At 40.4% G+C, this 16,846-nt stretch carries 1 protein-coding gene; it reads left to right on the top strand.

All coding sequences use genetic code 11. From position 1 onward, the window contains the following. Window positions 1-359 precede the first annotated feature (359 nt). Window positions 360-16,835, top strand: a complete 16,476-nt coding sequence (locus ACO05S_RS02190; protein WP_421919910.1) for an Ig-like domain-containing protein — start codon at window positions 360-362, stop codon at window positions 16,833-16,835. Window positions 16,836-16,846 lie beyond the last annotated feature (11 nt).

Raw genomic sequence — 16,846 nt, 5'->3', positions numbered from 1 at the left:
TATTTGTATATTATGTATGAATTATTTTTGTTATTTCCAGCCTTGTGTATAATCTGAGACTTTTTTATTAATGGTTAAGTTGCGTTGAATTTGAAGTGTAAGTCAGTGGAGCTTATTAACAATAGTTATTTTGATGATCAGTAAGTGTTTTTGTTAGTCAAGTAATTTAGCTGTTTCGTAAAAATTAAACTTATCTAAAAACATGCAATGTTAATAAATGTTAATTTTCGACTGATATTTTTTGGAGATACACTATAGTCATTAATTCTAATCTACCATTTATGAGTAAAATTTTACCCAATCTCTTATGTCTACTTAGGACGTTTGGAAAGAAATTCCTATTGCTAGGAATTTTATTTTTGCCATTACTAGTAAAGGCACAAACGGCAAGTTTTTCAATTTCATTATCCAGTCATTGTGGAAATGGAACAGCTACATTTACCGATACATCTACCGAAACGGTAACGAAGTGGGAATGGAACTTTGGGAACTCAAATTATTTGACAACCACAGATCCTGCACAAGGAAAAACTCCTTCTGCGAATTATCCCGGACCTGGTGTTTATACGGTAACATTATCGGTAAACGATGGACCTGTCACATCACAGACAATTACAATTTATCCAAATCCTGAACCTGATTTTTCGCCTTCAGTTGTTTCTGGTTGCGAACCGATGGATGTAGTTTTAACAGCCACGGCTAATGATGTAAATGTTGCCCCATATGATATTGATGGCACACCCATTGGAGGTGTTAGTGCGGGAGCCATTACATCTTATCAGTGGGATTTTCAAGGAAAAATACCAGGAGTTACAGAAAATGATCCTGTATTGTCATTGCCGGACTTAGGTGCTAATGAATATGGAGTTTTGCTTTTGGTATCCGACGAATATGGATGTGAAGGAACAATATATGAACCAGCAGTGTTTTCTGTAAACGCTACTCCTTCGGGCGATTTTTCTATCACCAAACAAAATTCTTGCGGATTGGGTGACGTAGCTTTGGAAGCTACAGCGACCATATCTAATGGTAATATAAGTGAGTACCAATGGGATATTAATAATGACGGAAGCATTGAAGCTAAAAGTCAGGCTTATACTCATACCTTTTCAAGTACAGGAACATTTGACATTTCTTTGACCTTACAATCAGATGCCGGATGTTTATCTTCTGAGCTTATTAAGCAAATACAATTTAACGATGGAAATTCCAGTGATTTCACGTATAGCGGGTCATGTGTAGGTCAAAATGTTAGTTTTACCGATGCCTCTTCGGCAAGTGCAGTCGCTTGGTCCTGGGATTTTAATAATGATGATATAGAAGATTCAAATCTTAAGAATCCAAGTACAACATTCGAAACTACGGGTGATCATGAAGTGAGTGTTACCGTAACTCACTCTGATGGCTGTGAAATGGAAGTGATCAAAACAATTACAATTACCGGTGTTACCCCTTCATTTACATATGAGGCAACTTCTGCCTGTCCTCCTGATTATAATGTGACTTTTACAGATGCTTCAACTACAACTATTGGTAGTGTTGTGTCATGGTCGTGGGACTTTAATGGAGATGGCATAGAGGATAGTAATATTAAAAATCCGGATTATAATTTTACAAGTGCAGGTTCTCATCGGGTAAAATTAACAGTAACTACTGATGGAGGCTGTTCAGTTGAATTTACTGATTTTGTTATGGTAGAGGAAAAGACCTTGGACTTTACAGTTTCTGCCCCTACTAACGGTTGTGAAGGTTTGGTTGTGGGTTTTTCCGGAGTGTATTCTGATGCAACAAATGATCCTGTTACGAATTGGGACTGGACCTTTGAAAATGGATCGGCAGCTGGAACGGGACAAAATCCTTCTCATACCTATAATTCAAGAGGGGAATATTCTGTTGGTTTAACAGTTACTACTACAAATGGATGTTCTCTAACTAAAACTGAAACTAATATTATCAGGGTAGGAGAAAAACCGATTCTTTCTAATGTTACTTATCCTTCCAGTGACTGTAAACAAAGTGCGGTACAATTTACAGCTACATTTACAGGATTAGCAGATAGTTTGTACTGGAATTTTTCAAATGGAAGTAATCATGCTTTAAATTTTTCAGATGGTATTTCGCCCCAAATTGTAAATCACAACTTTACAGATGATGGTAGTCACTCACTTACTGTTGTTGCATATGATAATGGATGCCCATCAGACCCTTTCACACTGAATAATATTATTATTAATCAGCCAGTTGCCAGATTTACCATTGATAAAAACGTTCATTGTAGTGTGCCAGCAACGGTGAACTTTACAAATATTAGTGATTCCGATGCTGCAGGTACAGTTTATACCTGGGATTTTGGTGATGGAGTTACTTTGGAAACAGTGAGTCCTTCACATACCTATAATGATCCTGGTGATTATGTGGTAAGTTTAACTGTATTTAATCCTGAAACCGGATGTACAGATGAGATTACTAAAAATGTATATGTTACAAGCTCGAATCCGGAATTTATTACAGATAAAACGGTTGATTGTCATCCGGCTGAGATTAGTTTTACTAATCAGATAGCTGCAAATTCTTCTGCTAATTTCAGTATTTCTTCTGTTGCCTGGGATTTCGATAATAATGGTTCTATAGAATCTAGCGATTTAAATCCAAGCTATACGTATGCTAGTCCTGATGCGTACGATGTAAAGTTAACTGTTACAGAGCAAAGAGGTTGTAAATACTCTGTAGTGAAAACAGGATTTTTAAGTATAAATGGTCCTGTGGCTTCTTTTTCAAAAGATCCGGTTGAAGCATGTTTAAATCAGGAGATTACATTCACAAATACCACTTCGCAGCATGATGGCGATCCTGCTGATTATTCTAAAAATACTTACGAATGGAATTTTGGTGATGGAAGTGCCTCTGCGCTTGAGAACCCAACACATACTTATACTAGTGAGAACAATTTTAGAGTTAGCTTAAAAGTAAGCGATGAAAATGCTTGTTCAAATACGGTTTCAGAAAACAACTCGGTTATTGTTCCTAATTTAACTGCTGGATTTGAAACAGAGGAAGAAATTTATTGTGCTGGAGAAATTGTTACATTCGATAATACTGCAAGTATTGTAAATGGTACAGCAACTATTACCCAATACGAATGGGATTTGGATGGCGATGGCATTTATGAGATTAGTACCTCTTCATCTTCAAATCAAACTTTTGTTTTTTCATCAGCGGGAACATTCACAATAAAGCAAAGAGTTACAAGTTCTTTAGGTTGTCCCGATGAAATTTCAAAAGAAATTACAATTGTGGATGGTGATGGTAGTTTTATTGCTGATGAGACAATTCTTGGATGTGCACCGGCAGGCACAACATTCCGCGCCAAGGATAATGATTCAATGGTGTCTTCTTACCATTGGGATTTTGGTGATGGAGAAACTGCAACATCAAGAGAAGCTCTTCATTTTTACGTTGAACCAGGTTCTTATAATGTGACTTTAACTGTTACATTAACCGGAGGTTGTGTTAAAACAAGTACGCAAACGGTAAAAGTAGCCGGACCGGTTGGTAATTTCTCTTATGATAATTTAAATGGCTGTGCAGATCCAAATCATGAGGTGACCTTTGAGGCTGCAAACATGAAGGATGTTACTGAGCTGACATGGGATTATGGAATTGGTGTAACTCGCAAAGAAAGTGTTGCTGCAGGTACTGCAAGTAAGTCTATAACTTATAATTATACGGCAGCGGGTACAAAACTACCAATCCTTATCCTTACTGATGATGGAACATGTGGATCCTTCTCATATATTCGCGAAGATCTAGGACGTATTAATACAAGTACTCCTCCTCTTGTAGATTTTAGCAAATCTTCAGGTGATAATATTTGTGAAAACGTAGAATTCCAATTTTCGGATTTATCTACTTTAACTGATAATAGATACCAAATTGATTCCTGGTCGTGGGATTTTGATGAAGATGGTGTGGAAGATTCCAACCTACAGCATCCTAAATATACTTATGCTACAGCAGGTACTTATGATGTTAGCTTAACGGTAACAACCAGTTTTGGTTGTACTGCAACATTAACAAAACCTGATTTTGTAAGTGTTGTTTCTCCAAATAACTTGACTAATGTATTGATCTCAACTACAGAAGCTTCAGTTCAAAATAATAAAGTTTGTCCAGGTGAGGCAGTTATTTACAACGGATCAGCAAGTTCTACCAATGGTGACGGATCAATATTCTCATACCATTGGGATTTTGGTGATGGACTGGAGTCTAACTCGCAGAGTCAAACACATACATTTAATTCGTTGGATGCAGGCTCTACTGCTACAATAACTTTAACAGTAACCGATAATAGCCAGTGTGTGAAGTCAACCACCGTTGATTTCAGTATTTACAAAGTTGAAGCTGATTTCTTAATAACAAGTTCTCCTGTATTAAGAGGCAATACAATTGATTTTGCAGATCGTTCAACTTCTAAAATTGGAGGTGCAAATGATGGTGTAATTGATACATGGTATTGGACATTTGAACAAGGAACTCCTGATAATGCTAATACTCAAAATCCTACCATTACCTATAATACCATAGGAAATGAATTTGAAGTGAATTTGGCTGTTCAAAACAGCGAGGGATGTGCCGACAATATCATCAAAACAGTGAATGTACTTAACAACCCACCGGTTGTGAGCGACTTTACTGTTAGTGGAGATGAGGATACTGATATTCTTATTGGTCAGACCAACTTCGATTCACATTACGATACTTCATTGGATCCGATGCAAACTCCATTGGTGAAAGTGAAGATTCTTAGTTTGCCGGATCATGGTGATTTATACAACGGTTCAGTAAAAATTACAAGCACAGATATCGAGGTGGTTTATGCCGACCTTCCAAACCTGAAGTTTAAACCGGATGAAAACTGGAATGGTGAAACTACTTTCGACTATAATGCTTACGATGGGTATGACTATGCTGTTGCAGATGCTACAATTACCATTAGCGTAAACCAGGTAGAAGATGCTCCTGTTATTACAAGCTTTTCCGATTCTCAAAATAAGGACGTGAATTATTCAATTCAACTGTCTGATTTTGTAAATCACTTCTCTGATGTGGATTACGATGTAGATAATGATGGTTTGGCAGATGTTCCTGCGAACTTGTATCCTGACTTCCAAAAGATGAAGGTGACCATTTTGCCTTCAGCTGCAATGGGTGTATTAAAATTGAATGGTAGTGCAATTACTGCAGACCAGGAAATTACGAAAACTGAGTTAACAAGTCACGATTTAATTTTCGAACCGGCAGATGGCTATGTAGGCGATGCAATTTTTACCTGGAATGCTTCTGATGGAGCTGAATATGCTGCAATTCCTGCTACAGTTACGATTAACTATTTTAATACAAAATGTATTCTAACTGATGAGAACCTGGGAAATTCAATCCAGGAGGATGCAGTGGTAAGTATCAAACAAGCTGATTTCACAAATAATCATTCAGATTCAGATGTGAATGATGATCCATTTGATAAGATCAAAATTGTATCTTTCGTGTCTAATGGAGGTAGTTTCGAGTTCAACAGCGGAGCATTAATTGTAAATCAGGAAATTGATTATGCAGATCTTATAAATGATATCACTTTCACACCAGCAACACCAGTTGGTGGTTACAATGGAACGATATCTCTGGAATGGGATGCTTTTGATGGAACAGAATGGTCAACAGGATCAGCTACATTTAGTTTTACCTATGTGAATACAAAGCCATTCTCAGGAACAGTAAATAAAGCTGCAATTGATGAGGATACTCAGGCTAGTTTCACATTCTCTGATTTTGATGATCAATTCACGGATGATGATGCGCATGATGTGTTGACTTATGTGAAAATTAAAAGATTACCATTAAATGGAGATTTAGAATTAGATGGAAATCCTGTTGCAGATGAGCAAAATATCCCAAGTGCTGATATTAGTAAACTGGTATACATTCCAGATGCCAATTACAATGGCACAGATAACTTCAAATGGAGAGGAAATGATGGTTCATCCAATTCTAATGCCAATGGAACTGTAAACCTTACCATCAATCCAATTCAAGATAAACCTGTTGTTGCTGATATCAACAAAACTGCGGTTGAGGATAATGATGTTCAGATTACACGCGCAAATTTCGAAGCCAAGTTTTCTGATGTCGATAAGCCATATACCGAACCTAAAAATGATGATCTGGAGGAGATCACTATTGTTAACCTTCCTTCAAATGGTACACTCTTGCATAATGGAGTGCCGGTTGCAATTGGAACTAATAATATCATTGCTGTAGCTAATATCGATAATGGTACAGGTTTGGTGTTTGATCCAGATCCTGGTTACGAAGGACATTCTTCTTTCCAATGGAATGGTTCAGATGGTGCTGAGTATGCAGATGCAAATGCAACAGTAACAATCACTCACAATAATACCAAACCTGTTGTTAGCGATTTCGACAAAGGGGATCAATTGGAAGATGTTGTGATTACCTTCACAAGATTAGATTTTGAAAATCACTATTCGGATGCAAATGCAACAGATAGCCAGTTCGAGAAGATTAATATCATTAGTCTGCCTACTGCAAGTATTGGGAAATTTACTCTTGATGGCGTTGACCTAACAATCGGGGAATATACTTATGCTGCACTTTTAAATGGCTTGGTATTTACTCCAAATGCGGGTGCAAACGGAATAGTAAACCTGGTTTGGAATGGTTTCGACGGAACAGAATATGCAAGCAGTAATGCTACTTTCAGCTTTACCTATATCAACTCGGCTCCAACGGTATCCGACTTTTCAAAAGCTGCCGTTAACGAGGACAACGATGTGGTATTTGCCACCACAGATTTTACAGATGCTTTGTTAGGAAACTATGCAGATGTTGATGTAAATGACATCTTTGGAAAAATTAAAGTGACGGATACACCTGATCATGGTAGCTTAAAATATGGTTCCACAACAGTGACTTCAGGAGCTGAAGTTCCATATAGCGAATTGGGGAATTTAATTTACAAGCCAGATCAGCATTGGTTTGGTAGCGATTCATTCAAATGGACCGGTCACGATGGAACTGATTATTCAGCAGAGTCAACAGTTTCTCTAAGCATCAGTTCGGTAAACGATGCGCCAACTGCAGATGATGAGTCGGTAACAAAACTGGAAGATCAAACTCATGATTTTACAGCTGCACACTTCTCTAAGTCGTATTCCGATAATTATTTCTCGGAGAACAGTGCTTTCGCAGGAATTAAAATTGTTGGACTGGAAACAGCGGGTTACCTGAAGGTGGGAGTTTCGGATGTTATACTGAATCAAGCCCTGGACTTAACCGATATTGCAGACCTGACATTCTCTACCGATCCTCATGAAAATGGAGCAGCCTATGCAACTTTCGACTTTACTGTATTCGATGGAGAAGATTACAGTACATCGGTATATACGATGACAGTTAATGTGACTCCAGTGAATGATATTCCAACTTTTGCATTAACTGCTGATCCGGATGTCTCAATTGACGAAGATCATGGTTTATACGAAAGTAACAATCATGCAATTTCGATGAGTGAAGGTCCTCCAAATGAATCATCACAAACATTGAATTTTGATGTGGTCAACAATAACAATGCATTGTTCAGTGTTCAACCCGCAATCGACAACAATGGTAAACTTACATTTACTACAGCAGCCAACAAATTTGGAACGGCTACTGTTACAGTTGTATTGAAGGATAATGGAGGAACGGAATATGGAGGTGTTAATGCTTCTCTTCCTGAAACTTTTACCATTACCATTAAGGCAGTAAATGATCATCCGGTAGCAGACAACGAAGCAGTAAGTACGAACGAAGACATTACATACACTTTCGCATCAAGTGATTTTTCTCGTAATTATAGCGATGTGGAAAGTGAAGCAATGACTCAAATTCAAATCACAGAAGTTGAAACAGTTGGTGATCTTGATTACAATGGTAGTGATGTTATTAAAGATCAGGTGATCACTCTTACTGATCTGGATAATAATTTGCTAAAGTTTATTCCTAATCCAGATGAACATGGTGCATCATACTCAAGCTTTAAATTCAAAGTTTATGATGGAACTGATTATTCAGATTTGGAATACACAATGACCATTACTGTAAATTCGGTAAACGATGAACCTTCATTTACATTTAAAACAAATGCCAATGTAAGGGTAAATGAAGATAGCGGTACCAAATCTGTAGTTGGACAGGTTGCAACTCAATATGCAGGGGCAACGAACGAAACTGGTCAAACTCTGACTTTAGATGTGAGCCATACAAATTCTGGCTTGTTTGCAGTAAATCCTGCCATTAATTCAGCAGGAACCCTAACATTTACCCCGGCACCAAACGCACACGGTGTATCAACGGTTACAGTTTATATTACTGATGATGGAGGAACTGAAAATGGAGGAGATAATGAATCAGATTCTCAGCAATTCACAATTACAGTTATCTCCATTAATGATATTCCAACAGCTGCCAACGAAGAGGTAACAGAACTGGAAGATGTGACCTATACTTTTGCAGTTTCAGATTTTTCAGATTCATACAATGATGTTGAGACAGCCTTTGCAGGAATCGAGATTACAAGTGAAGAAAGTACAGGAACTCTTGAATACAATGGAAGTCCTGTTGCAACAGGCTTGCAAATTGCAGCAGCAGATATTTCTAAGCTGAAATTCATTCCAAATGCCGATGAGAATGGTAATAATTACGATTCATTTGGATTCAAAGTATACGATGGAGAAGATTACAGTGTATCAAGTTATACAATGACCATCCACATTACTCCTGTGAATGATGAACCAACATTTGCGTTTAAAACGCCAAAAGATGTTGAGGTAGATGAGGACAGTGGAGCAGCAACGGTGAACGGACAATTGATCAATCAATTCGAAGGAGCTTCAAATGAAAATACTCAGATACTAAGCATTCATGTCAGCAACGATAATAACGCACTATTTGCAGTTCAACCAGCTATCGATGCAAGTGGAAACTTAAGTTTTACACCTACCGATGATGCCTTTGGTTCAGCAGTGGTAAGCGTTAATATCACAGATGACGGAGGAGTCGGAGATGGAGGTGATGATACTTCAATCACTCAGACTTTCACCATAACAATAAATCCAGTAAACGATCCGCCGGTAGCCAAAGATGATAACTTCGAAACCAACGAAGATATCCAGTTATCAGGCAACCTGAAATCAGATAACCACAATGGAATCGATTCGGATGTAGACAGCGACCCAGCCAACTTTACCTACAGCATGGTAGATGGCGGAACAGCGGATACAAACGGAACCATCGCCTTGAATTCTGATGGAACCTTTACTTACGATGCAGATGCAGATTACTTTGGTACTGTGAGTTTCACCTACCAGGTATGCGACGATGCAACAAGTCCGTTAACTCAAGGATGCGATCAGGCAACTGTTACCATTACGGTTAAGTCGGTGAACGATACTCCGGTAGCCGTTGACGACAGCAATACAACCAATGAGGATACGGCAGTAAGCGGCAATGTACTGACCAATGATACTGATTTGGGCGATGCACCGGTAAGCGTTGTATCCAATACCAATCCATCAAACGGAAGTGTAACCGTAAATGCCGATGGTACTTATACGTATACACCAAATGCAGATTTCTTTGGAACGGACACTTTCGAGTATACCATAGAAGATGTAGATGGAGAGCAGTCAACAGCCACAGTTACCATTAGCGTAAATGCGACCAACGACACCCCGGTAGCCGTTGACGACAGCAATACAACCAATGAGGATACAGCAGTGAACGGCAATGTACTGACCAATGATACTGATTTGGGCGATGCACCAGTAAGCGTTGTATCGAATACCAATCCATCAAACGGAAGTGTAACCGTAAATGCCGATGGTACTTATACGTACACCCCAAATACTGATTTCTTTGGAACAGATACTTTCCAGTATACCATAGAAGATGTAGATGGAGAGCAGTCAACTGCCACAGTTACCATTACTGTAAATGCGACCAACGATACTCCGGTAGCCGTTGACGACAGCAATACAACCAATGAGGATACGGCAGTAAGCGGCAATGTACTGACCAATGATACTGATTTGGGCGATGCACCGGTAAGCGTTGTATCCAATACCAATCCATCAAACGGAAGTGTAACCGTAAATGCCGATGGTACTTATACGTATACACCAAATGCAGATTTCTTTGGAACGGACACTTTCGAGTATACCATAGAAGATGTAGATGGAGAGCAGTCAACAGCCACAGTTACCATTAGCGTAAATGCGACCAACGACACCCCGGTAGCCGTTGACGACAGCAATACAACCAATGAGGATACAGCAGTGAACGGCAATGTACTGACCAATGATACTGATTTGGGCGATGCACCAGTAAGCGTTGTATCGAATACCAATCCATCAAACGGAAGTGTAACCGTAAATGCCGATGGTACTTATACGTACACCCCAAATACTGATTTCTTTGGAACAGATACTTTCCAGTATACCATAGAAGATGTAGATGGAGAGCAGTCAACTGCCACAGTTACCATTACTGTAAATGCGACCAACGATACTCCGGTAGCCGTTGACGACAGTAATACAACCAATGAGGATACAGCAGTAAACGGCAATGTATTGACCAACGATACTGACCTTGGAGATGCACCAGTAACAGTTGTATCGAATACCAATCCATCAAACGGAAGTGTAACCGTAAATGCCGATGGCACTTATACGTACACACCAAATGCGGATTTCTTTGGAACGGATACTTTCGAGTATACCATAGAAGATGTGGATGGAGAGCAGTCAACTGCCACAGTTACCATTACTGTAAATGCGACCAACGACACCCCGGTAGCCGTTGACGACAGCAATACAACCAATGAGGATACAGCAGTAAACGGCAATGTATTGACCAACGATACTGATTTGGGTGATGCACCGGTAAGCGTTGTATCGAATACCAATCCATCAAACGGAAGTGTAATGGTAAATGCCGATGGCACTTATACGTACACCCCAAATGCGGATTTCTTTGGAACAGATACTTTCGAGTATACCATAGAAGATGTGGATGGAGAGCAGTCAACTGCCACAGTTACCATTACTGTAAATGCGACCAACGACACCCCGGTAGCCGTTGACGACAGCAATACAACCAATGAGGATACAGCAGTAAACGGCAATGTACTGACCAATGATACTGATTTGGGCGATGTACCGGTAAGCGTTGTATCGAATACCAATCCATCAAACGGAAGTGTAACAGTAAATGCCGATGGCACTTATACGTACACCCCAAATACTGATTTCTTTGGAACAGATACTTTCCAGTATACCATAGAAGATGTAGATGGAGAGCAGTCAACTGCCACAGTTACCATTACTGTAAATGCGACCAACGATACTCCGGTAGCCGTTGACGACAGTAATACAACCAATGAGGATACAGCAGTAAACGGCAATGTATTGACCAACGATACTGACCTTGGAGATGCACCAGTAACAGTTGTATCGAATACCAATCCATCAAACGGAAGTGTAACCGTAAATGCCGATGGTACTTATACGTACACCCCAAATACTGATTTCTTTGGAACAGATACTTTCGAGTATACCATAGAAGATGTAGATGGAGAGCAGTCAACTGCCACAGTTACCATTACTGTAAATGCGACCAACGATACTCCGGTAGCCGTTGACGACAGCAATACAACCAATGAGGATACAGCAGTAAACGGCAATGTACTGACCAATGATACAGATTTGGGCGATGCACCGGTAAGCGTAGTATCGAATACCAATCCATCAAACGGAAGTGTAACAGTAAATACCGATGGTACTTATACGTACACCCCAAATGCGGATTTCTTTGGAACAGATACTTTCGAGTATACCATAGAAGATGTGGATGGAGAGCAGTCAACTGCCACAGTTACCATTACTGTAAATGCGACCAACGATACTCCGGTAGCCGTTGACGACAGCAATACAACCAATGAGGATACAGCAGTAAACGGCAATGTATTGACCAACGATACTGACCTTGGAGATGCACCAGTAACAGTTGTATCGAATACCAATCCATCAAACGGAAGTGTAACCGTAAATGCCGATGGCACTTATACGTACACACCAAATGCGGATTTCTTTGGAACGGATACTTTCGAGTATACCATAGAAGATGTGGATGGAGAGCAGTCAACTGCCACAGTTACCATTACTGTAAATGCGACCAACGACACCCCGGTAGCCGTTGACGACAGCAATACAACCAATGAGGATACAGCAGTAAACGGCAATGTATTGACCAACGATACTGATTTGGGTGATGCACCGGTAAGCGTTGTATCGAATACCAATCCATCAAACGGAAGTGTAACCGTAAATGCCGATGGCACTTATACCTACACCCCAAATACCGATTTCTTTGGGACGGATACTTTCGAGTATACCATAGAAGATGTGGATGGAGAGCAGTCTACTGCCACAGTTACCATTACTGTAAATGCGACCAACGATACTCCGGTAGCCGTTGACGACAGCAATACAACCAATGAGGATACAGCAGTAAACGGCAATGTATTGACCAACGATACTGACCTTGGAGATGCACCGGTAAGCGTTGTATCCAATACCAATCCATCAAACGGAAGTGTAACCGTAAATGCCGATGGCACTTATACGTACACCCCAAATACCGATTTCTTTGGGACAGATACTTTCGAGTATACCATAGAAGATGTAGATGGAGAGCAGTCAACTGCCACAGTTACCATTACTGTAAATGCGACCAACGACACCCCGGTAGCCGTTGACGACAGCAATACAACCAATGAGGATACAGCAGTGAACGGCAATGTACTGACCAATGATACAGATTTGGGCGATGCACCGGTAAGCGTAGTATCGAATACCAATCCATCAAACGGAAGTGTAAGGGTAAATACCGATGGTACTTATACGTATACACCAAATGCGGATTTCTTTGGGACGGATACTTTCGAGTATACCATAGAAGATGTGGATGGAGAGCAGTCAACTGCCACAGTTACCATTACTGTAAATGCGACCAACGACACCCCGGTAGCCGTTGAAGACAGCAATACAACCAATGAGGATACAGCAGTAAACGGCAATGTATTGACCAACGATACTGACCTTGGAGATGCACCGGTAAGCGTTGTATCGAATACCAATCCATCAAACGGAAGTGTAACCGTAAATACCGATGGCACTTATACGTACACTCCAAATACAGATTTCTTTGGAACGGATACTTTCGAGTATACCATAGAAGATGTGGATGGAGAGCAGTCAACTGCCACACTTACCATTACTGTAAATGCGACCAACGATACTCCGGTAGCCGTTGACGACAGCAATACAACCAATGAGGATACAGCAGTGAACGGCAATGTACTGACCAATGATACAGATTTGGGTGATGCACCGGTAAGCGTTGTATCGAATACCAATCCATCAAACGGAAGTGTAACCGTAAATGCCGATGGCACTTATACCTACACCCCAAATACCGATTTCTTTGGAACGGATACTTTCGAGTATACCATAGAAGATGTGGATGGAGAGCAGTCAACTGCCACACTTACCATTACTGTAAATGCGACCAACGATACTCCGGTAGCCGTTGACGACAGCAATACAACCAATGAGGATACAGCAGTGAACGGCAATGTACTGACCAATGATACAGATTTGGGCGATGCACCGGTAAGCGTAGTATCCAATACCAATCCATCAAACGGAAGTGTAAGGGTAAATACCGATGGTACTTATACGTATACACCAAATGCCGATTTCTTTGGAACGGACACTTTCGAGTATACCATAGAAGATGTGGATGGAGAGCAGTCAACTGCCACAGTTACCATTACTGTAAATGCGACCAACGACACCCCGGTAGCCGTTGACGACAGCAATACAACCAATGAGGATACAGCAGTGAACGGCAATGTACTGACCAATGATACAGATTTGGGCGATGCACCGGTAAGCGTAGTATCGAATACCAATCCATCAAACGGAAGTGTAAGGGTAAATACCGATGGTACTTATACGTATACACCAAATGCCGATTTCTTTGGAACGGACACTTTCGAGTATACCATAGAAGATGTGGATGGAGAGCAGTCTACTGCCACAGTTACCATTGCCGTAAATGCGACCAACGATACTCCGGTAGCCGTTGATGATACCAATCTTGTTGAGGAAGATGCTTCGGTAAATGGAAATGTATTGACCAATGATACTGATTTGGGCGATGCTCCTGTAACAGTTGTATCCAATACAAATCCGGCAAACGGAAGTGTAACTGTAAACGCAGATGGCACCTACACCTACACACCAAATGCAGACTTCTTTGGAACGGATACTTTCGAGTATACCATAGAAGATGTGGATGGCGATCAGGACACGGCAATTGTTACAATTACTGTGAACCCGACCGATGACACGCCATTGGCTGTTGACGATAGCTTGTGGTTAAAAGAAGACTCGTCGATTAGCGGGAATGTATTCGATAACGATGAAAGATTGGTTGATGTACCGGTAATAATTTCAGCCAATACAGATCCATCGCACGGTACATTACTTATCAATGCTGATGGTACATTCACATACACGCCAAATCCTTCTTATTTTGGCAACGATTCTTTCACCTACACTTTACGTGATATGGATGGTGATGAGTCTACTGCTACAGTAAGTATCTGGGTTGATCCATTGGATTACGATCCAATTGCAAACGACGATTCTGATATCATCAACGAGGATGAAACTTCATCGGGCAATTTGTTTGCCAACGACGAAGACTTTATCAATACACCGGTTGTTGTAGTTTCAAATACCGATCCGGCTAACGGAACAGTAGTGGTGAACTCGGATGGAACATACACCTATACACCAAATGCTGATTTCTTTGGAACCGATACATTTACCTATACACTGGAAGATGAAGATGGTGATCAGGACACAGCAACTGTAACGATTACCGTAAATCCTGTGAACGACACACCAATTGCTATCAACGATAATTTTGAAATTGACGAAGACAGTTCGGAGAGTGGTTTCTTAATGGATAACGATATCCATTTGGGTGATGCACCTGTAGCAGTGGTTTCCAACACAAATCCGGCAAACGGAAGTGTTACGGTAAATGCTGACGGTACTTTTGTTTACACACCAAATGCCGACTTCTTTGGAACCGATGCTTTCGAGTATACCATAGAGGATGTTGATGGTGAGCAATCAACCGCAACGGTTACGATTACCTTAAATTCGGTGAACGATTTACCAGTTGCAGTGAATGATGTGAATGTAACCGACGAGGATACAAGGGTGAGTGGAAATGTATTGACAAATGATACCGATCTGGGAGATCTACCGGTTCAGGTAGTGGACATGACTGATCCTGCAAATGGAATGGTTGCAATGATTTCCGATGGTTCATACACCTACACACCAGATGAAAACTTTAATGGTATCGATACATTTACTTATACCATTGAAGATGAAAACGGCGACCAATCGACAGCAACAGTAAGCATTACCGTAAATCCGGTGAACGATGCTCCTGTTGCAATCGACGATACAAATTCAACTGATGAGAATACGAGTGTTAGCGGTAATGTATTGCCAAACGACACGGATATTGATTTGGATGATTTGACAGTAGTAAGAATCAATGGGAATGCAGCAGATTTAGGAAGCCTAATCAACCTGAATGGTGGAGGAACAATTGTTCTGAATGCCGATGGTTCTTATAACTTCGATCCGAATGGAGAATTCGAATACCTGAATACTGGTGAAACAAGCCAGGTAAGCTTCACTTACGTGATGAACGATGAAAACACAGATAGTAATACTGCCACCGTTGTGATCACCATTGTAGGCGTAAACGATGCTCCTGTTGCAATTGATGATTTTATCGATACAAGAGACAATGAAGAGATCATTATCATTGTAAAAGATAACGATTCGGATGCCGATGGCGATGAACTGGGAGTTGACATCATATCTAATCCCGAATTAGGTGATGTTATTGTAAATGATGATGGAAGCATTACTTACATTGCCGATCTGGGAGCTTATTGTCAGACCGATCAGTTTAGCTATCGGGTTTGCGATCCTGAAGGCTTATGCGACGAGGCAACAGTCACTATCGAAATTGGTGTAAGCGATATCGATGAAGACAGTATTCCTGATGCCATTGAAACCTTGACTTTAAATACCGATGGCGATTCTGATTTGAACTACCTGGATTTGGATAGTGATAATGATGGAATCTCAGATAAGGATGAAGCTCAGATTTTTGATCCATGTACTGATGAACCAATAGATACAGATGGGGACGGAATTCCTGATTACTTGGATTCAGATAGTGATAATGACGGTTATCCAGACTCGGAAGAAGGGGATGATGACTGTGATGGAGATGGAATTCCTGATTACATTGATGCTTATGATGATTGTGGGGAGTATGTTTCAATTCCTGAAGGATTTTCGCCTAACGGTGATGGAACCAATGACCGATTCATAATTAAAGGAATCAAAGATTTCCCAAATTCTCGATTAATGATCTTTAACCGCTGGGGGAATAAGATTTTTGAAGCAACCGGTTACCTGAACGATTGGGATGGTAGAGCTGAAAGCAGCATGAAAGTTGGTTCGGAAGTAATTCCTGAAGGAACATATTATTACATCATCGATTTAGGTAATGGTGAAAAGCCAATTAAAGGATTCGTCTACATCAACTACTAAAAAAGAAAACA

It is taken from the genome of Marinifilum sp. (assembly GCF_965230805.1).
Lineage (GTDB): Bacteria > Bacteroidota > Bacteroidia > Bacteroidales > Marinifilaceae > Marinifilum.
Note: the sequence above shows the minus strand (reverse complement) of the source record. Positions and strands in the feature narration are given on the sequence as shown.